16 protein-coding genes are annotated in these 20252 nt (G+C 62.6%); 12 read left to right on the top strand and 4 right to left on the bottom strand.

What is annotated here, in order from left to right:
• Positions 1-53: 53 nt before the first annotated feature.
• A complete protein-coding gene (locus MPZ60_RS04515; protein ID WP_034356448.1) occupies positions 54-524 on the bottom strand; it encodes a MarR family winged helix-turn-helix transcriptional regulator in 471 nt (156 codons plus the stop codon).
• Between the two features lie 160 nt (positions 525-684).
• Here MPZ60_RS04515 and MPZ60_RS04510 point away from each other — a divergent pair, with 160 nt between their 5' ends.
• The 4 genes from MPZ60_RS04510 to recJ are packed head-to-tail and all read left to right on the top strand — an operon-like array spanning position 685 to position 5819.
• Complete coding sequence (locus MPZ60_RS04510; RefSeq protein WP_242881913.1) at positions 685-1686, top strand: tripartite tricarboxylate transporter substrate binding protein; 1002 nt, start codon at positions 685-687, stop codon at positions 1684-1686.
• Positions 1687-1733: 47 nt separating this feature from the next.
• The gene (locus tag MPZ60_RS04505; protein WP_034356438.1) at positions 1734-3059 is read left to right on the top strand and encodes a sulfatase; all 1326 of its coding nucleotides are present in this window, start codon (positions 1734-1736) and stop codon (positions 3057-3059) included.
• Positions 3060-3111: 52 nt separating this feature from the next.
• A complete protein-coding gene (locus MPZ60_RS04500; RefSeq protein WP_034356435.1) occupies positions 3112-4083 on the top strand; it encodes a phosphoglycerate mutase in 972 nt (323 codons plus the stop codon).
• Positions 4080-5819 carry a single-stranded-DNA-specific exonuclease RecJ gene (recJ, locus tag MPZ60_RS04495; RefSeq protein WP_034356431.1) on the top strand — a complete coding sequence of 580 codons (1740 nt, stop codon included), beginning with the start codon at positions 4080-4082 and terminating at the stop codon, positions 5817-5819. Before MPZ60_RS04500 ends, recJ begins: the two co-directional genes overlap by 4 nt.
• 69 nt (positions 5820-5888) lie before the next feature.
• On the opposite strand, the gene MPZ60_RS04490 is transcribed toward recJ, so the two are convergent.
• The gene (locus MPZ60_RS04490) at positions 5889-7607 is read right to left on the bottom strand and encodes a methyl-accepting chemotaxis protein (RefSeq protein WP_149353960.1); all 1719 of its coding nucleotides are present in this window, start codon (positions 7605-7607) and stop codon (positions 5889-5891) included.
• A 311-nt stretch (positions 7608-7918) separates the two neighbouring features.
• Positions 7919-9664, bottom strand: coding sequence for a methyl-accepting chemotaxis protein (locus tag MPZ60_RS04485; protein WP_149353959.1), 1746 nt, complete (start codon positions 9662-9664; stop codon positions 7919-7921).
• Between the two features lie 189 nt (positions 9665-9853).
• Between MPZ60_RS04485 and MPZ60_RS04480 the strand changes: the two genes are divergently transcribed.
• Genes MPZ60_RS04480 through MPZ60_RS04470 form a run of 3 tightly spaced genes read left to right on the top strand, consistent with a single transcriptional unit; the run spans position 9854 to position 11714 of the window.
• Entirely contained in the window at positions 9854-10717 is an 864-nt protein-coding gene (locus tag MPZ60_RS04480; protein ID WP_034357719.1) for a 3',5'-nucleoside bisphosphate phosphatase, read from the top strand.
• An 18-nt stretch (positions 10718-10735) separates the two neighbouring features.
• A complete protein-coding gene (locus tag MPZ60_RS04475; RefSeq protein WP_003066094.1) occupies positions 10736-11380 on the top strand; it encodes an L-threonylcarbamoyladenylate synthase in 645 nt (214 codons plus the stop codon).
• A 10-nt stretch (positions 11381-11390) separates the two neighbouring features.
• Positions 11391-11714 (top strand): hypothetical protein, encoded by a 324-nt coding sequence (locus tag MPZ60_RS04470; protein WP_034357656.1) that lies wholly within the window; start codon positions 11391-11393, stop codon positions 11712-11714.
• Position 11715: 1 nt separating this feature from the next.
• Here the strand turns inward: MPZ60_RS04470 and MPZ60_RS04465 are convergent, their stop codons facing one another.
• Entirely contained in the window at positions 11716-12972 is a 1257-nt protein-coding gene (locus MPZ60_RS04465; protein WP_034357654.1) for a methyl-accepting chemotaxis protein, read from the bottom strand.
• A gap of 226 nt (positions 12973-13198) precedes the next feature.
• Between MPZ60_RS04465 and MPZ60_RS04460 the strand changes: the two genes are divergently transcribed.
• The 5 genes from MPZ60_RS04460 to MPZ60_RS04440 all read left to right on the top strand — a co-directional run bounded on the left by MPZ60_RS04460 (position 13199) and on the right by MPZ60_RS04440 (position 20243).
• Positions 13199-13867 (top strand): site-2 protease family protein, encoded by a 669-nt coding sequence (locus MPZ60_RS04460; protein WP_003066089.1) that lies wholly within the window; start codon positions 13199-13201, stop codon positions 13865-13867.
• Between the two features lie 42 nt (positions 13868-13909).
• Entirely contained in the window at positions 13910-15211 is a 1302-nt protein-coding gene (locus MPZ60_RS04455; RefSeq protein ID WP_034357651.1) for a tryptophan--tRNA ligase, read from the top strand.
• A gap of 79 nt (positions 15212-15290) precedes the next feature.
• Positions 15291-16001 carry a response regulator transcription factor gene (locus MPZ60_RS04450; protein WP_034357649.1) on the top strand — a complete coding sequence of 237 codons (711 nt, stop codon included), beginning with the start codon at positions 15291-15293 and terminating at the stop codon, positions 15999-16001.
• A 31-nt stretch (positions 16002-16032) separates the two neighbouring features.
• Complete coding sequence (locus tag MPZ60_RS04445) at positions 16033-17781, top strand: FecR domain-containing protein (RefSeq protein WP_052057641.1); 1749 nt, start codon at positions 16033-16035, stop codon at positions 17779-17781.
• A 116-nt stretch (positions 17782-17897) separates the two neighbouring features.
• Positions 17898-20243 (top strand): CHASE2 domain-containing protein, encoded by a 2346-nt coding sequence (locus MPZ60_RS04440; protein ID WP_034357645.1) that lies wholly within the window; start codon positions 17898-17900, stop codon positions 20241-20243.
• Positions 20244-20252: the final 9 nt, after the last annotated feature.

Below are 20252 nucleotides of genomic sequence, written 5' to 3'. Positions count from 1 at the left end.
CAATGCCCTGCCGGCGGCGCCAGCCTTATGCGATCTGACTGCCCGCCGCCCCTCTATCGGGGCGGCCTGCTGCGCCCTATGCGCGGCAGATTCGCGTATTGCTCCTGCTGCTCCAGCGTCACCGCATGGGCCTGAAGCTTGGCCAGCAGGCCGTCAAACAAGGCCAGCTCTTCATCGCTGAGGACGGACACGATGTCGGCATGAATCTTGACCATCTCGGGCAGGATCAGGCCGTACATGCGCCGCCCCTCCTCGGTCAGGTAAATGGCCACGCGCCGACGATCTCCATCCAGAGGCTTGCGCAGCACCCAGCCTTTTTCCTCCAGGCCGCTGAGCGCCCGTGAAGTGCGCGCCCTGTCCAGCTGCACCTTCTGCGCCAGCTCGGAGGACAGCAAACCCTCCCCGGTCGCCAGCGTCGCCATCACGCCCCATTCACGGCGCGTCAGGCCGAAGCGGGCCTCGCACATGCGCATGGCCATGCCGCCCGCCACGCCAAAAAAGCGGCTGATGCGAAACAGCAGCATCTGCTGAATGGAGGTGGGTTGTCGGGTATTCACGGGGATGAGTTGATTAGATCAATTGTGGATGTCACTTCTACAGTGTGCATTCCCAATACAGAGACAAAGGGAAGTGCTGGGGATTTTCGCAAATGCCGGCTCTTCCCTCAGACAAGAGAGTGATTCCATGGCTCGCCTGACTGCACCCCGCCGCCTTCTTCAAACCAGCCTGGCTCTGCTGCTGGGCTGCTCCGCCTTCGCCTCCCAGGCCCAGCCTGCCGATGGCGCAGCCGTCGCCGCCTGGCCCGGCAAGCCAGTACGCATCGTGGTGGCCTTCCCACCGGCTGGCGCAGCCGACATTCTGGCGCGCAGTGTGGGCGAGGTGCTGCAACGCGAAACCAAACAACCCTTTGTCATAGACAACCGCCCCGGTGCGGGCGGCAACATCGGCACGGACAACGTCGCCAAATCTGCTGCTGACGGCTACACCATGCTGATCGGCATAGACACCACCTTCACGGTCAACCCCTTCATCTATAAGAGCATGCCGTTCAAGAACAGCGATCTGCGCCCGGTGCTGGTACTGGCATCGCAGGGCATGGCGGTTGCGGTCAGCCCAAAGACAGGGCTCAAAACGCTGGAGCAGTTCATAGATCGCGGCAAAAAGGACGGTTTGACCCTGAGTTCGGCCGGTTACGGCGCCCCCGGTCATCTGGCGGCGACCATACTTACCCATGCCACAGGCGCCAAGATCACCCATGTGCCTTACAAAGGCAACGCCCCAGCCAGTACAGCCATCCTGGCCGGCGAGGTGGATGGCGGGGTACTCAGCGCCTCTGCGCTCATAGGCCACATTCAGGCCGGTAAGGTCAATGCCCTGGCCGTGACCACCCCAAAGCGCAATCCTTTGCTGCCCAATGTGCCCACCATGGCAGAGCTGGGCCACAAGAATCTGGAGCAGGAAATCCTGTTCGCCCTATGGGTGCCTGCAACCTTGCCAGATCCCTTGGTAAAAAAGATCGAGCTGGCAGTCAGCGAGGCGCTACAAGACAAGCCCTTGCAGGAGCGCATGCGCAGCAACGATCTGGTCGTTGAAGGCCTGACTGGCGAGGCAGCGGCCAAGCGGCTGCAAAACCTCAGCGATCGCTACAAGACCGTCATCCAGGCCACTGGCATGAAGATGGAATAAGGCCTCTTTCCGACCTACCGACCTATAACAACAACGACCCGCATTTCATGACTCGCCCCAACATCATCTTTATCGTCGCCGACGATCTCGGTTATGCCGATCTGGGCTGCTACGGCGGCCGCGATGCCGAGTTCGGCCCGGTATCCCCGGTGCTCGACCGCCTGGCGGCCAACGGCCTCAGGCTCACCCAGGGCTATGCCAATTCACCCGTGTGCTCGCCCACGCGTTTTGCCCTGGCCACGGCTCGCTATCAATACCGCTTGCGCGGCGCGGCCGAGGAGCCCATCAACAGCAAGACGCGCGGCACGCCGCTGGGAGCCAAGCTGGGCCTGCCGCCCGAAATCCCCACCGTTGCCTCGCTGCTCAAGGGCGCGGGCTATCGCACGGCACTGATAGGCAAATGGCATCTAGGCTACCCTCCCCACTTCGGCCCGCTGCGCTCGGGCTACGAGGAATACTTCGGTCCCATGTCGGGCGGCGTGGATTACTTCACCCATCTGAGCAGCTCGGGCCAGCACGATCTGTGGGTGGGCGAAGAGGAGCATCACGACGAAGGCTATCTGACCGACCTGCTGTCCCAGCGCAGCGTGGACTTCGTCAACCGCATGAGCGAAGGCGACTCCCCCTTCTTCCTGAGCCTTCACTACACGGCCCCGCACTGGCCCTGGGAAACCCGTGATGACCGTGAGACTGCCGAGCAGTTGGGGGCGGGCATCACGCATCTGGCGGGCGGCAATATTCACCAGTACCGCCGCATGATTCATCACATGGATGAGGGCATAGGCTGGATCGTCGAAGCACTGCGCAAGAACGGCCAACTGGACAACACGCTGATCGTCTTCACCAGCGATAACGGCGGCGAGCGCTTCTCGGACAGCTGGCCTCTCGTGGGCGGCAAGATGGACCTGACCGAAGGCGGCATCCGCGTGCCCTGGATCGCCCACTGGCCTGCCGTGATCGCGGCCCGTCGCAGCAGCGCCCAACAATGCATGAGCATGGATTGGTCGGCCACGGTGCTGGATGCAGCCGGTGTGAGCGCCGATCCGGACTACCCGCTGGACGGCGTCTCCATCCTGCCCGTGCTGCGCACCGACGGTGCGGAGTTTGCCCGGCCTCTGTACTGGCGCATGCTCTACCGTAACCAGCGTGCGCTGCGCGAAGGCGAATGGAAATACCTGCGCGTGGAAGACAACGAATACCTGTTCAATCTGGCACAGGACGAACGCGAGCGTGCCAATCTGGCCGGACAGCACCCCGAGCGCCTGCAGGCCATGCGACAGCGCTGGGACGACTGGAATGCCAGCATGCCCGCCATTGCCGATGATGCGAGTTACAGCCTGGTCTACACCCTGAAAAATATGCCGGCGAGGTGACAAAGCACCCCGCACCATGCCCGGGCGGCGGCCATGCCCGACAATAGCGCCCATGTCTTTGACCGCGCCTTTGCTGCCTGCCGCCCAAGCCCTGGGCACAGGCGCCTCTGAAATCATTGTTGCCTATGCCAGCGGCCCTGCCGACATTCCCCAGGCATGGGACGGTTTGCAACTCCCTCACCTGCAGGCCTTGCTGGCAACGCTGGCCCCGACCACGCTGGTGCAGGGCGACGAGATGGATTTCTCTCCCCCGCATGAACGCGCCCTGGCCCGCAGCATGCAGCTGCCCGATACACCCGGGCTGATTCCCTGGGCAGCGCTGGTGGCCGGAGACAGCAGCCAGGCCTGTGCCTTCATCACGCCCTGCCACTGGCATATCACGCCGGACCAGGTCCACCAGACCGACCCGGCCAGCGCGCCACTAGACGAAGACGAATCCCGCCAGTTGCTGGCGCTGATCGCGCCCTGGTTCAGCGACGACGGCATCACGCTGGAATATCTGCGCGCCGACCTCTGGCTGGCACGCGGGGCGGCCTTCAAGGACCTGGCTACCGCCTCGATGGACCGGGCACTGGGTCGCGACGTGCGCCCCTGGATGCCCGATCCCATCCAGGGTGCCATCATCCAGCGTCTGCAGACCGAGCTGCAGATGCTGCTCTACACCCATGTCTTCAACGACCAGCGTGCCGCACGCGGTCTACCGCCCATCAACTCCTTCTGGGTACATGGCACGGGAAGCCTGAGCAGCCTGCCCACAGCGAACCCTGCCGCAGTCTGTGTCGATGATCTGCGCCACACCGCGCTGCAGGGCAATGTGCAAGGCTGGAAAAAAGCCTGGCAGGCGCTGGACAGCGGCCTGATCGCCGAGCTGCAGCAGCGGGCCGCCCGGGGCGAGCCCGTCAAGCTCACGCTCTGCGGCGAGCGCAATGCCGTGCAATGGCAAAGCCAGCCACGTGGCCTGATGGACAAGATCAAGAGTGTTTTTGGCACGAAACGCTTACCTGACCTGCGAGAGATGCTATGAAAATAATCCCCAGGTCCATTCCCGACGGCAGTGTCTCTGCACTGCTGCAGGCCAAGATTCATCCCTTGCTGGCCCAGCTCTATGCAGCGCGAGGCGTCTGCTCGGCCGACGAATTGGACGATGCCCCGGCGCGCCTGCTGCCGCCCTCGGGCCTGCGCGGCATCGATACTGCCGTACAGCTCCTGGCCGATGCCATCACCGCGCAAAAGCGCCTGTGCATCGTCGCCGACTATGACTGCGATGGCGCCACGGCCTGCGCCGTGGGCCTGCGCGGCCTGCGCATGCTAGGCGCGGCTCATGCCGACTATCTGGTGCCCGACCGCGTGGTCGACGGCTATGGCCTGACGGCCCCCATCTCGCGCCGAGTCAAGGAGACCGGTGCCGACATGCTGATCACCGTGGACAACGGCATTGCCAGCGTCGAAGGCGTGGCCGTGGCCAAGGAGCTGGGCATGTCGGTCGTGGTGACCGACCACCATCTGCCCGGCGACCACCTGCCGCCAGCCGATGCCATTGTCAACCCCAACCAGCCCGGCTGCGAGTTCGCGAGCAAATCCATGGCCGGCGTGGGAGTCATGTTCTATGTGCTGCTGGCCCTGCGCACCGAGCTGCGCAATCGCGGCCGCTTTGACCGCCACAACCAGCCCCGTCTCGAGCAATTGCTGCCTCTGGTAGCACTGGGCACGGTGGCCGACGTGGTCAAGCTCGATGCCAACAACCGCCGCCTGGTGGCACTGGGTCTCAAGCAGATTCGCAAAGGCGTCATGCAGCCCGGCATACGCGCGCTGTTCGAGGCATCGGGCCGCCGCTTCGACATGGCCACCACCATCGACTTCGGCTTTGCCCTGGGCCCGCGCATCAATGCCGCCGGTCGTCTGGCCGACATGACCATAGGCATCGAGTGCCTGACCACGGAAGATGTCAGCCGCGCCGACAATCTGGCACGCATGCTGGACAGCATCAACCGCGAGCGCCGCGAGATCGAAGTCAGCATGCGCGAGCATGCCCTGCTCATGGCCGAAGGCCTTTGCGAGGACGGCATGACGCCGCCGCCTGCCATCAGCGTGTTCGACCCCGACTTTCACGAGGGCGTGGTCGGTGTAGTGGCCTCGCGCATCAAGGACAAGCTGCACCGGCCCACGTTTGTGTTTGCAGCCAGCGGCGCCCCGGGCAAGGAACACGAGCTCAAGGGCTCGGGCCGCTCCATTCCAGGCTTTCACCTGCGCGATGCGCTGGATCTGGTCAGCAAGCGCCACCCCGGTCTGATACTGCGTTTTGGCGGCCACGCCATGGCAGCAGGCTGCACCATCGCGGAAGCGCACTTTGACGAGTTCGAAAAGGCTTTTGCCCAGGTCGCCAGGGAATGGCTGGATGCCGCCACGCTGACGCGCAGGCTGGAGACCGATGGCCCGCTGTCGCCCCAATGGCTGGACACCGGCCTGATCGAACAAATGCAGCTGGCCGTCTGGGGCCAGGGCTTTGCCGCGCCGACTTTCAGCGAAGAGCTGGAAATCACCTCGCAGCGCCTTGTCGGCGAAAAGCACCTGAAGCTGGAGCTGCTGCACCATGGCTCCAAGATCGACGGCATCTGGTTCAACCACACCGACCCGCTGCCCGCGCGCACCACCCTGGCCTATCGCCTGGACATCAACGAATGGCGCGGCGAACGCAAGGTGCAGTTTCTCGTGGAAGCCGCGCAGGACTTCGAGGGTGGTGCCGGCAACATGGGCTTCTGATCCTCGCCCCAGTCAGGACCGCCGCAACAGCGAACGTGGCGGCTGCCCATTTCACGCTGTGCCCGTCACTTAGAACTGCTCCCAGCTATCGTCCTCCGCAGTGCTTGCAAGGGACTGCTCCTTGGACCTGGACGCTATCGGCCTGGGAACTGCAACGGCAGGATGAGCGGCCGGGTTGAGCGCCTTGATCGTCGCTAGCGGCTTTGGGAGCACTGCGAACACGGTCGTGAAAGCCTCTGCATTGCGTTCCAGCTTGAAGACAGAGACCACTTCGGCCAGGCGACGCGCCTGCTCCTGCATGGACAGCGCCGCCGCACTGGACTCCTCCACCAGCGCCGCGTTCTGCTGCGTCATCTGGTCCAGATTGCTCACCGCCTGATTGACCTGGTTGATGCCGTCGCGCTGCTCGGTGGACGAGGCCGTGATCTCGCCGATCAAATCGCTGACACGGCGCACGCTGGCCACGATCTCGCTCATGCTCTGGCCCGCCAGCTCCACCTGCTGCGAGCCCGACTGCACATTGTCCACGCTGGTGGTGATGAGCTGCTTGATCTCCTTGGCCGCCTCAGCGCTGCGCTGCGCCAGGCTGCGCACCTCGCCCGCCACCACGGCAAAACCACGGCCCTGCTCACCGGCGCGTGCCGCCTCGACGGCTGCATTCAGGGCCAGGATATTGGTCTGGAAGGCAATGGAGTCGATCACGCCGATGATGTCCGCAATCTTGCGGCTGCTGTCGGTGATCTGGCCCATGCTCTGCACCACTTGCTGCACCACGCGACCGCCTTGCTCGGCCGCCTGGGCGGCTGTCGATGCCAGCTGATTGGCCTGACGCGCAGTGTCGGCAGACTGAGTAACGGTGGCCGTCAGCTCTTCCATGCTGGCTGCGGTTTCCTCGAGATTGGCCGCAGTCTGCTCGGTGCGGGCCGACAGGTCCTGGTTGCCCGTGGCAATCTGGCTCGAGGCCGAAGAGACGGATTCAACGCCCGAGCGCACCTGGCCGACGACGGAGCGCAGACGCTCGGCCATGGCGTTCAATGACTGGTGCAGATGGCCCAGTTCGTCTTCGCTGTCATGCCCGCTTCTGAAGCTCAGATCGCCCTCGGCGATCGCGTCCGCCAGCTCCACGGCCTTGACAAGAGGCCGGGTGATGGAGCGCATGATGAGCAGGCCAGTCACCAATCCCAAAAACATGATGACTCCACAAGCGACGGCTATCACCACATAGGCTTTGGAGCGACTGGACTCACCCTGCTCCAGCGCCTGCACCCGGTAGCGGTCCTGCAGTTGCACATAGGTATCCAGGGCCGCGTAGTACTTTTGCGCCATGGGATTGAGCCGCTCTTCGATCAGCTTTTGCGAACGCTCGAAATCCTTGGATTGACGAGCCTGATCCACCTCCTTGTTCACCGCAAACAAGGCATCTCTATGCGTGTTCACATCGGCCATCAGGCTCCTGGCCTCTTGGGTATGAACCTGTGCCAGCACCTTGTCTCGCAACTCGTTGATGCTGGCGATCAGGCCGGCCATGGCCTTGTACTGGTGCTCGACCAGATTCTCTTCCGTGGACATGGCAGCCGCCGTGAAGCGATCCATGCTCATCTGAGTCAGGATGCGCCACTCCTTGGCCTGCGCAGCAGCAGTCTGCGCCTCCACCACCGCCGTAAGAACGCCCTCGTTGACACGTTTGGAATAAGCCAGGCTGCCTGCCACCAGCAACAACATCCCCGCCAAAAGACCGATCACCAATGCCCACAGCTTCCGAGCCACGGTGAATTGAAACAACTTCATGAACCAACCAATCCAGACAAAAGAACCCACACACACAGGCACGTCCGCATCGTGAACTACGGGCTGGCTTGTGCATGACTCTGGCGGTCAATTCCTGGCCCCTGACGTCCTCCCTCCACCTCTTCGGGATGCTCTCCCGAGGTTGCATCAATATATTAATAATTGTTACAACTGCTTTGCGCATTGCGCACAACTGATGTTCTCAGTACTTTCCCGCTTTTCGACACGGCTGGAGTTGGCAAGTCAGAATGAAAAAGCCCGCCGCCTCCTGTCAGAAGCGGCGGGCCTGCAAGCGGGTGTCAGCCTGCGGTTTAGAAAGTTTCCCAGTCCCCATCGTCGGAGTCCGCAGCAGGCTTGGCCTTGCTGGCACTCAGTGCCGTGGGAGCCGGGCCAGCAGGCGCTTTCTTGATCGCGGGTCTGGCTGCAGCAGCAGTCTGCTTCACTGGCGCCATGGCCGGCATGGCGCGGCTGGCCGAGCGCTGAGGTACGGCAACCTTGGCATAGCCGGATTCATGGCCGAGCTTGAAGACTGAGACCACTTCGGCCAGACGACGCGCCTGCTCCTGCATGGACAGCGCTGCCGCACTGGACTCCTCCACCAGCGCTGCGTTCTGCTGCGTCATCTGGTCCAGATTGCTCACCGCCTGATTGACCTGATTGATGCCGTCGCGCTGCTCGGTGGACGAGGCCGTGATCTCGCCGATCAAATCGCTGACACGGCGCACGCTGGCCACGATCTCGCTCATGCTCTGGCCCGCCAGCTCCACCTGCTGCGAGCCCGACTGCACATTGTCCACGCTGGTGGTGATGAGCTGCTTGATCTCCTTGGCCGCCTCAGCGCTGCGCTGCGCCAGGCTGCGCACCTCGCCCGCCACCACGGCAAAACCACGGCCCTGCTCACCGGCGCGTGCCGCCTCGACGGCTGCATTCAGGGCCAGGATATTGGTCTGGAAGGCAATGGAGTCGATCACGCCGATGATGTCCGCAATCTTGCGGCTGCTGTCGGTGATCTGGCCCATGCTCTGCACCACTTGCTGCACCACGCGACCGCCTTGCTCGGCCGCCTGGGCGGCTGTCGATGCCAGCTGATTGGCCTGACGCGCAGTGTCGGCAGACTGAGTAACGGTGGCCGTCAGCTCTTCCATGCTGGCCGCGGTTTCCTCGAGGTTGGCCGCCGTCTGCTCGGTGCGGGCCGACAGGTCCTGGTTGCCCGTGGCAATCTGGCCCGAGGCCGAAGAGACGGATTCCACGCCCGAGCGCACCTGGCCGACGACGGAGCGCAGGCGCTCGGCCATGGCGTTCAGGGACTTGAGCAGACGGCCCAGTTCGTCATGACGGTCATTGCGCACCGTTGCCGTCAAATCGCCGGCAGCGATGGAGTCGGCCAGAGTTACCGCCTCATTCAACGGAGCGATGATCGAGCGCAGGATCAGAGCCGCCATCGCCAGCCCCAGCAGAACGATCAGGCCGCAGACCAGACCGATAGCCACATAGGCCTGAGATTGGCTTGCTTCGCCATCGGCAACCGCACGTTGGCTGCGTTGCTCCTGCAACTGCACAAACTTGCGCTGCGCATCCACGTAGACCTTGGCGTTGGGACGCAGCTGTTTTTCAACCAGATCGAAGGCCGCCGCAAAATCATTGTCCTTGCGCGCGGCCTGCACGGCTGCATTGCTCTCCAGCGTCACGCGCCTGCGCTCGGCGACCTCGTCCAGCACCTTGCGTGATTCCTCGTCAGTGACCAGTTCGTTGAGCTTTTTCTGCAGCTCGGTGATATGCGCAATCCCGTCACTCATCAGCTTGCGCTGCTGCTCCACCAGGTTTTCCTCGGAGGAAATGGCCGCGACGATGGAGCGATCCACACTTTGCTCGGTCAGATGACGCCACTCGCTGGCAATGTTGGCTGCCATTCGGGTACGCGTGGCCTCCTTGGAGATGCTCACGTACACGCGGTCCAGATAGATCAGGCTGCCTGCAGACACCAGCAGCAAGCCCGCCAGCAAGCCAATCACCAAAGCCCACAGCTTTTGTGACACAGAGAACTGATTCAATTTCATTTTTTATCCATCTCAATAGATCAAGCAACACCGTGGCAGCCTTAACGAATTCAGAAACTCACAAGCGCTGTAGCCAATCCTTAATCGGCATACTGGCGGGAGATTTGAGCTTTGTTACAAGCTACGACCGCAATAGCGCTCGTGTTATGACACAAATCATGATTGCGTACAGCCGCCTACAATCAAGCCGTGCCCAAAACCTATCTGAACGCCGATCTGCACTGCCACTCCGTCGTCTCCGACGGCACTCTGACGCCCGAGCAACTGGCTCTGCGTGCTGCCGAGCGAGGGGTTGAGCTCTGGGCGCTGACCGATCACGACGAGGTCGGCGGCCAGCACCGGGCAGCAGCCGCAGCCAGGTCAGCAGGGCTGGACTATCTGACAGGCACTGAAATTTCCGTCAGCTTCTCGGGCAGCGGCGTACATATCGTGGGCCTGGGCTTTGACGCCGATAACGCAGCGCTGACCCAAGGCCTGTACGACACTCGCAACGGCCGCGGCCCACGCGCCCGCGAAATGGCCAGGCAGCTGGAACTGGCCGGCATTCCCGGCGCCTATGAAGGAGCACTGCGCCATGCAGGCAACCCCGAGCTGATCTCGCGCACCCACTTCGCGCGCTTTCTCGTGGAGAGCGGCGTCTGCAGCGACACCTATGAGGTCTTCAAACGCTATCTGACAGAAGGCAAGCCCGGTTATGTCGCCCATGTCTGGGCGAATCTGGAGGACGCCGTGCGCTGGATCGTGGATGCCGGCGGCGTGGCCGTGATTGCCCACCCGGCACGTTACGACTTGAGCCATAACGAGGAATATGCGCTGTTTTCCAAGTTCAAGGAACTCGGCGGCCAGGGCGTGGAGGTCGTGACCGGCAGCCACCGTCCGCACGAATATGCGATCTATGCCGATCTGGCCCTGGAATTCGGCCTGGCCGCATCGCGCGGCAGCGACTTTCACAGCCCCGATGAATCACAGATAGACCTGGGGCAGCTGCCCTATCTGCCCAGTCAGCTCACTCCCGTCTGGGAGCTGCTGCAGGACCGCATACAGCGTGCATAAATCACAGAGAGAGATTGCATGACCACCGTTTTTGAAGTCTATCCAGAGAACCCGCAACCCCGCATCATCAAGCAGGCGGCGGACATGCTGCGCAAGGGTGCCATTCTTGCCGTACCCACCGATTCCAGCTATGCCCTGGTCTGCCACCTGGACGACAAGAACGCCGTGGACCGCATGCGCCGCATCCGGCAGATCAACGACAAGCACCACCTCACGCTGCTGTGCCGCGACCTGTCCGAGCTGGCCAACTATGCCCGCGTGGACAACCGCCAGTACCGCTTGCTCAAGCTGGCCACGCCAGGCCCCTACACCTTTATTCTTGAAGCCAGCAAGGAAGTGCCCAAGCGCCTGAGCCACCCTTCGCGCAAGACCATCGGCCTGCGCGTGCCGGATCGCAAAGGTCTGCAACTGCTGCTGGAAGAGCTAGGCGAGCCCTTGCTGGCCACCACCTTGATCGCGCCCGGCGAGACCGAGCCGCTCAATGATGCCGAGTCGATTCTGGAGCGCTTCCCCCATGAGCTGGACGCCGTGGTCGACTCCGGTGCCTGCCCGCAGCAACCCACCACGGTGCTGGACCTCACGCCCATGGCCTTGAACAATCCCCCCGTCGTGGTGCGCCAGGGCATGGGCGGCCTGAAAGACATAGGTCTTCAGCCCGAATAGGCGCGGCCTCATGCAGGAAAAGCAGCTGCCGCAAGACTTTGTTCAGCGCCACTGGCCCTGGCTCATCGTCTCTTTGTGCGCTTACTCCTTGGTCGTGGCGCTGGTGTTTCGGCAGACATCCCAGCTATGGACGGTCTATGCCCTCGCGACCCTCTGGACGGCATGGACGATTCGGGCTTATGCGGGAGGCAAGTCATTCCATGTCTCGCCAGGGCTGTCGGCACAGGCCGATGACTCCATACTGCGCCGCAGAGTCCTGCTGGGAACGGCTATCTGCCTCCATTTCGGCTTTACCGTCGTAGCCATTTACGGATATCTGCACGAAATTCGCTGAATCAAAGCTCTTCATAGGCCAGCTCGCGGGCACGAGCTGGACGCGCCTGCGCGGCCCCGGCTCCACGCGGAGCCGGCATGGCAGAAGGAGCCAGACCAGGTGACTCATCGTCATCGAGTTTGAAGGCCCCCACCGCCTGCTGCAGATCCTGCGTGCGCGCATTGAGCGCAGCAGCGGCTTGCGTGGCCTGCATGACCAGGGCGGCGTTTTCCTGATTGGTGCTGTCCATGTGAGCCACGGCCGTATTCACATGGGCGATGCCCTCGCTTTGCTGCTGCAGCGCACCGGAGATTTCGCTCAGCAGACCTGTGACCTGACCTACGGACTGCATGATTTCCTTCATGGTGCTGCCGGCCTGGCCCACCAGGCCAGAGCCGCTTTCCACCTGAGTCACGCTGGCCGTGATCAGCTCCTTGATCTGTTTGGCCGCTTCGGCACTGCGCTGCGCCAGCGAGCGCACCTCGCTGGCCACCACGGCAAAGCCACGCCCCTGCTCTCCGGCCCGGGCCGCTTCCACGGCCGCATTGAGGGCCAGGATATTGGTCTGGAAGGCGATGCCTTCAATGACCTGAATGATGTCCACAATCTTGCGCGAGCTGCCGCTGATGGCATCCATGGTGTGAACGACCTGGTCCACCACATCACCGCCACGTCCGGCCGTGGCCGATGCAGTGACTGCCAGAGAGCTGGCCGAATGAGCGCGCTCTGCGTTCTGGCGCACGGTGACGGTGAGCTGCTCCATGCTGGCTGCGGTTTCGGTCAGCGCGCTGACCTGCTGCTCGGTGCGGCTGGAGAGGTTGATGTTGCCCGCATCGATTTCATAGGCCGAAACGGCCAGCGAATCGGTGGACTGCTTGATGCGACCCACCAACTCGGTCAGCGTGTCTTCCATGGTGCTCAGCGCAGTCAGAAGACGACCGAACTCGCCTTCGGCATTCGAAGAGAACTCCTTGCTCAAATCACCTGCTGCCACGGTCTCGGCAATCAGGATGGCTTCCTGCAATGGCGCCACGATGCGGCGGCGCAGGCTGATCCAGGACCACGTGCAGGAAATGCAGACCCAGGCGCCCAGTGCCAGCAGCCACCAGCGCGAACGCTCGACCTCCGCCATCAAGTTCTGCGACTGCTGCGCCGTGAGCGATCCCGCCTTGAGCACCTCCAGCACATCAGACATCGCTGACCAGGCAATTCCCATCAAAGCCAGGACAAAAACACTGATGCTGACAAATGCAATCACCAGTCGCTTGCTTACCGTCATATTGATCCCCTTGCCCTGTCCTGCCGAACGCCGTGTTATGTATTGATTTCGTCAACCCGCACAAAACCTGTTCCGCTGTGCAGGCAGCAACCACGGATTTGCGCGAGTTGCATTTTGCAACATCTGGTTTACCACACAACTATGTGCAACCCGTATTTCTGCAACAGCAAACGGCTTGTCCCGGTACAAGACAGCAGCTTGGCGCGGCGTCTGAGACAATCAGTGCGTGGAACTCACCGAACTCATACAAACCGTACTGATTTACGCACTGCCCGTGCTGTTCGCCATCACCATTCATGAGGCGGCGCACGGCTATGCTGCGCGTCACTTTGGCGACAACACCGCAGCCATGATGGGTCGCATCACGCTCAACCCCATCAAGCATATCGACCCCATCGGCACCATCTTGATGCCGCTGCTGCTGTATTTCGCTACCTCGGGCGCGTTTCTTTTCGGCTATGCCAAGCCCGTGCCTGTGCGCTTTGACCATCTGCGCCACCCCAAGCGCGACATGATCTGGGTAGCGCTGGCCGGCCCTGCCTCCAATTTCGTGCAGGCCGTGTTCTGGGGCCTGCTGCTGATCGTCTTGGTAGGCACAGGTCTGCACGAGCGCTTTTTCCTCGAGATGTGCCGCGCCGGCATTCTGGTCAACCTGGTGATGTGGGCTTTCAATCTCTTTCCGCTGCCGCCTCTGGACGGTGGCCGCATTCTGGTCGGTCTGCTGCCCTGGAAACAGGCGCAACTGGTGGCGCGTGTCGAGCCCTATGGCTTTTTCATCGTCATGGCACTGGTGATTGCCGGCGTGGTCGGCAGCTACTGGCTGCGCCCGTTGATGAGCCTGGGCTACTCGGCCATCGATCTGATCCTCTACCCCTTCATGGCCTTGCTGCGCTGAACCCAGCGCCTGGTCTGCTACTGATATCTGTTGTTGATCCCTATGAGCACCACCCGTTTTCTGACCGGCATCACCCCCAGCGGTACCCCACACCTGGGCAACTACGCAGGCATGATGCGCCCCGCCATCGAAGCCAGTCGCGACAAGAATGTGGAGAACTTCTACTTTCTGGCCGACTACCACGCGCTCATCAAGTGCCAGGACCCCGAGCGCGTTCAGCGCTCGACCATCGAAATCGCCGCCAGTTGGCTGGCCGCTGGTCTCGACCCCGAGCATGTGACCTTCTACCGCCAGTCGGACATCCCCGAGATTCCGGAGCTGACCTGGTTCCTGACCTGCGTGACTGGCAAGGGCCTGCTCAACCGCGCCCACGCCTACAAGGCGGCGGTGGACAAGAACAATGCATCCGGCAGCGAACCTGACGACGGCGTGACCGCCGGTCTCTTCATGTACCCCGTGCTCATGGGTGCCGACATTCTGATCTTCAACGCCAACAAGGTTCCTGTGGGCCGCGATCAGGTGCAACACCTGGAGATGGCACGCGACATGGCGTCGAGCTTCAACCACATCTACGGCGGCGAGTACTTCACGCTGCCTGAGGCCGTGGTGGAGGAGTCCGTCGCCACCCTGCCCGGCCTTGACGGCCGCAAGATGAGCAAGAGCTACAACAACACGATTCCGCTGTTTGCGCCACGTGAACAACTCAGGAAGCTCATCAACAGCATCACCACCGACTCGCGCGCCCCCGGCGAGGCCAAGGAAGTCGAAGGCTCCGCCCTGTTCCAGATCTATCAAGGCTTTGCCAGCGAAGAGGAAAGTGCCGCCCTGCGCCAGCAATATGCCGAAGGCATTGCCTGGGGCGATGCCAAGCAGATCCTGTTCGAGCGCATCGACCGTGAAATCGCCCCCATGCGCGAGCGTTATGAATACCTGATTGCCCACCCGGCAGAGCTGGAAGAGATTCTTCAGGCTGGTGCCATCAAGGCACGCAAGCTGGCGACTCCTTTGCTGCAGCAACTGCGCGGCGCCGTCGGCATCCGCAACCTGGCGCAAGCCAGCAAGGCCAAGACCAAGGCTGCCAAGACTGCACTGCCCCAGTTCAAGCAGTATCGCGAATCCGATGGCCAGTTCTACTTCAAGCTGGTGGCCGCTGACGGTCAGCTGCTGCTGCAAAGCCTGGGCTTTACCGCCCCCAAGGAAGCGGGGCAGAACATCGCCCGGTTGCAGCGCGAAGGCGCGACGGCTCTGGCCGCCATCAAGCCGTGCCTGCAGACACTGGATGGTGTCAGCGATGACCTGGTGATCCAGGCTCTGGAACAACTGCGTGAGGCGGCCGAGCAATAGCTCATCGCTGCCCGATGGACGCTGCCTCCGAATTCAAAGGACAGCGTGGATGTAATCCTTCGCACTAAAGGAACTACCGATGCGTATTGCTGCTCTGGATGACGATCCGCTACAACTGGAACTGTTGCAACAAGTCGCGACGGAAGCCGGACATAGCTGTCACTCTTACCTCAAGGGGGCCGCCCTGCAGCAAGCCCTGCGCCGCGAAAGCTTCGATTTGCTGCTGATTGACTGGGAGCTGCCCGATAGCAGCGGTCCGGATATCGTGCGCTGGGTGCGCGAGCAGATCAGCAAGGAAGTGCCGGTCATCTTCGTGACCCACCGCAGCGAAGAGGCCGACATTGTCGAAGGCCTGGCCAGCGGCGCCGATGACTTCATGATCAAGCCCATACGTGCGGGCGAGCTGCGTGCTCGCATCTCCGCCCTGCTGCGCCGCGCCTATCCGCTGACCGCACAAAGCGTGCTGGACTTCGGCCCCTACCGCTTTCTCACCACCACCAATGGCATAGAGATGGACGGCCAGCCCGTGGAGGTTACGCACCGTGAATACACTCTGGCACTGACGCTGTTCCAGAACCAGGGCCGTTTGCTCTCGCGCGATCATCTGCGCGAAGTCGTCTGGGGCCATAACGCCGAGGTGCAGTCGCGCTCGCTGGACACCCATGTCTCGCGCCTGCGCAATCTGCTGAACCTGCGCGCCGGTCAGCCCTATGCCATTTCAGCCGTTTATGGCTATGGTTACCGCCTGGATGTCCCCGAAGCTGCGCAGCCCGCAGCCCCAGCTGCCTGAGTTCGGCAGCCCCATAACCTAGCTTTAAAAAATGCCTGATTTACGTCAAAACCTCTTTTCCGTCCACTCCCCGGCGCCCATTCTGGGTGCAGGCATGCTGTGGGTGGCGTTTGGAGGGATGACGGCAACAGGTCTGGCCCATGCCCAGATCACTCCCCGCGGCAACGATGTCATTGCCCACCGCGTGGTGACTGGAGATACGCTGGAGATGCTGGCAGCACGCTATCTGGGCGACCACAAGCGCTGGACAGCGCTGCAAAGTCACAACAAGGTGGACAACCCCCTGCGCCTGCGCCCCGGTTCGGTGCTGGAAATTCCCACACGCCTGTTGCGCGCAGCGATGGCTTCGGTTGTGTTTGTGCAAGGCGATGTGCAAAGCACACGCTCTGCGAGCCATCTCGCAGACTCCGTCAACGCGCCGCCTCAGCCCGTGCAAAAAGGCCAGCTGCTGCAGGAAGGCGATTCGCTCCAGGTTCCGGCCAACGCCTTTGTCTCCGTGCGCCTGGCAGATGGCTCACTGGTGCGCGTGCAGTCCGAATCCGATGTCGAGCTGCGCCAGATGCGCCGCAAAGGCCGAGCCGGCAGTCTGCAGTCCATCATCGATCTGCGCGAGGGCGCAATTGAAGCAAAAGTGTCCAGGCAAGCCAATGGCGAGCGCCGCTTCGAGGTGCGCACCCCGGCGGCCTCGACCAGCGTGCGCGGCACCCAGTTTCTGGTGATGAGTGATGACGAGGGCCGCACGGCTGCTGCCGTCGACGAAGGCTCGGTCGCCGTGCAGACGGGCCAGCCCTCAGCCTTGCTCAGGCCAGGTCAAGGTCTGTCCGTCTCCGCAAACGGCCAGATCGGCAAGCCAACAACCATGCTGGGTGCTCCCGATATTGCGGCCTGGCCCGCTCTTGTCGAAGACGCCAACTGGGTCAGCCTGCCCCTGCCAGCCATGGCTGGTGCCGTGCGCTACCAAGTGCTGCTCGCTCAGGACAAGGAGCTGACCCAGATCGTGCGCGGCGGCATGTTCACAAGGTCACCTGCACGCCTGACGGGTGTCGAAGACGGCAGCTACATTGCGGCCATTCGCGCCATTGACGCCAACGGCATTCCTGGCAAACGCAGCCTGCAAGTGTTGCGCGTCAAAGCTCATCCGGTGCCGCCGCTCTATGAGTCTCCAGCACCTGAAGCCACCATCGGACAGGGCCAGCACGGCCTGCAATGCACCCAGGTGGCGGAAGCCTCGGCCTACCGTATCCAGGTAGCCACCGCCGACGGCAGCTTTGCCCAGCCGCTGATCGACGCCAACGACCTCAAGGACTGCGCCCTGCCTGCCAGTGCGCTGGCCAAGCTGCCTGTCGGCGAATATATGTGGCGCGTAGGCAGCATCCGTAAGCTCGGCAACGGCCAGCCGGATGCGGGTCCTTTCGCCGCCCCGCAAAAGATGAAACTGGCCCTGGCACCCAAATCGCCCGAGCTGCAGATCGGCGGCGCGCCCGGCGAAGGCAGCAGCCATATTCACTGGGCAGGTGAAGAGGGTCAACGCTACCGTATCGTGGTGGCCAGCGACGCCGGTTTCACTGCGCCCCTGATCGACACCTGGATAACCCAGCCTCAGTGGAGCACGCAGGATCTGCCTCCTGGCACCTACTATCTGCAGATGCAGGTCGAGGATGCCAACGGCCTGCGCAGCAATCTCTCTGTCGCGCGCCAATTCCAGACCGGCAACTGGGTGACCTCGTCCGAGGGGCAGGCGCTGACTTCCGGCGACGGTTCACGCCTGATGCGCCAGTAAAAACCATAGCTACCAGCGCTTGAATTCCATGAAGCTTCATAGGATTCATATCTTGATCACTTATATGACAAGCGCTGGAAGCTATTGTTTTATGAGCTTCTCACCGAGTCACCCACATGGTTGAAGCGCCCAACCTGCGTAAAAACCGCTTGCAGGACCTGCGCCTGAGCTGGCTGCTGCTCAGCGCTTTCCTGCTCGGCATGACCTGGTGGCTCAGCGGCCCGGGGCAGCTGGCACGTGTCAACGGCATTATTCAGGACACCTCGGCCTGGCTTCACCAGCGTCCAGCCTCGCCCGATGTTGTCATCGTGGCCATCGACGATGACAGCATCGACAGCATAGGCCGCTGGCCCTGGCGGCGTGCACTGCACGCCGCCGTGCTGGAGCGCATCACTCAAGGACAGCCCCGCGCCATCGGCATGGATGTGGTCTTCAGCGAGGAAGACTGGGACTACCCCGGCGACGATCTGCTGCTGCAACGAGCACTGCAAAAAAGCGGCAACGTAGTGCTGCCCGTCACGCGCGCCGCGCAAAGCGCCGCCACCGCCCCTTTACAGAGCCTTGCCAGCGAGGCTGCTGCTCTGGGGCACACCCAGATGCCTGTGGATGCCGATGGTGTGGTGCGACGCTTTTATGCACAGGAAGGCAAGGCCGGCCAGCTCTGGTGGCATATGGCGCTGAGCCTGCACTGCGTGGGCCAGACCACCCGACCCTGCCAACCATCTGCCCCACCTCCAGCAGACTCGGTTGCAGCCAACTCCTGGCAAAAGCTGCAGCCCCAGTTCATCGCTTTTGCCCGGGCTTCGCGGGACCGCCAGAACAGCCCGGGCTCGCCGTTCACCACCTACTCCTATATCGACATCCTGCGCGGCAATATCCCAGCGGTCGCTTTTCGCGGCAAATACGTGCTGATTGGAGCCACTGCCGCAGGTCTTGGCGAAAAATTCACGGCCCCCATCGGCTTTGATGCGCGCCTGATCTCGAATGTGGAGATGCTGGGCCATGTGCTCAACGGCATCCTTGAGGACACACATCTGGAGCCAGCCACTGCCACGCTCAACCGCAGCCTCAATGTGCTGCCCGTGCTGCTGGGCCTGCTGGCTCTGGCCTGGCTCGGCCCTTCTGGCGGGCTGATTTCAAGCATCCTGCTGGCCTTGCTCAGTCTGTCGATAGCCGGTTTGGCGCCGCGTTGGGGTCATGTGCAGACCGCCCCCGCTGCGGCACTGCTGGGCCTGTCGCTTGCCTACCCGCTCTGGAGCTGGCTGCGCCTGCGCGCCGCCACACGCTTTCTGGCGCTGGAGCTGCGCGATCTGCAAGGCCAGGGCCTGCCCGCCCCCTCGCTCAAGAGCGACGCACTCGATCAGCGGATCGACGCTGTGGAGCAAGCCTCGCGCCAGCTGCGCGCATTGCATCACTTCGTCAGCGAAAGCCTGCGCCAGCTGCCCTCGGCCACTTTTGTCTGCGACCGCGAAGGGCTGCTGCTGCTTGCCAACACAGCCGCGCACCGCTACATCGAAAGCCTGGAGCACAAACTCCAGCAAGGTGACGATCTGGTCGCCCTGCTCCACGGCCTGAACAGCGCCAGCAGCGACGGCGGCCGCGCTGCCAGCAGCACGCCACTGCTCACGCACAGTGCGTTGCAGCAAGCCACTCTGTCACGCCAGAGCGAAGGGCGCGACACCCAGGGCCGCCATCTGATGCTGCTGAGCCAGAGCTTCGAGGCACCGCCCACCTCGGGCTGGCTCATCACCCTGGTCGATATCAGCGACCTGCGCAGCGCACAGGCCCAGCGCGACCAAGCCATGCAGTTCATCTCCCACGATATCCGTGCACCGATAGGCTCCATCATCACCTTGCTGGAGATGCAGCGCACAGGCAAGCGCATCGATTCGCAAGATGCACTGTTTGACCGCATTGAGGGCTATGCCCAGTCGTCTCTTCAGCTGGCAGACGATTTTGTGCATCTGGCCAGAGCCCAGCAGCAGCAATACCGCAGCGAAGTCCTGGATCTGGGCCTGCTGGCGGACCAGGCCGTCTCGGATTGCTGGACCCTTGCCCAACAGCAGAACATGCAACTGGTGTTCGAGCTGCCGGATGCCGAAGCCTGCGTGCATGGCGACCCCGGCCTGCTGCACCGCGCCGTCATCAACCTGTTGAGCAATGCCATCAAATACGGCAAGCCACAGACTGGGGATGGCGGTGCCCAAGTGGAAATCGCCGTTGTCGAGCAAGACAGCCAATGGGGCATCGCCGTGCGCGATCACGGCTCAGGCATGGACGAGGCATCGCTGGCCAGACTCAGCCAGCCCTTCGAGCGCCTGCAGCAACACCAGCGCATGGATGGCGTGGGCCTGGGCCTGGCCTTCACGCGCACCGTGGCACAGCGTCATGGCGGCAGCCTGCAGATAAGCAGCCAGCTGGGCCAAGGCAGCAGCTTCACCTTGCTGATACCCAAAGCCTGAGCCCAGAAA

Source organism: Comamonas sp. 7D-2 (genome assembly GCF_022749555.1).
Lineage (GTDB): Bacteria > Pseudomonadota > Gammaproteobacteria > Burkholderiales > Burkholderiaceae_C > Comamonas > Comamonas thiooxydans.
This window is presented reverse-complemented; position numbering and strand designations above follow the sequence as displayed.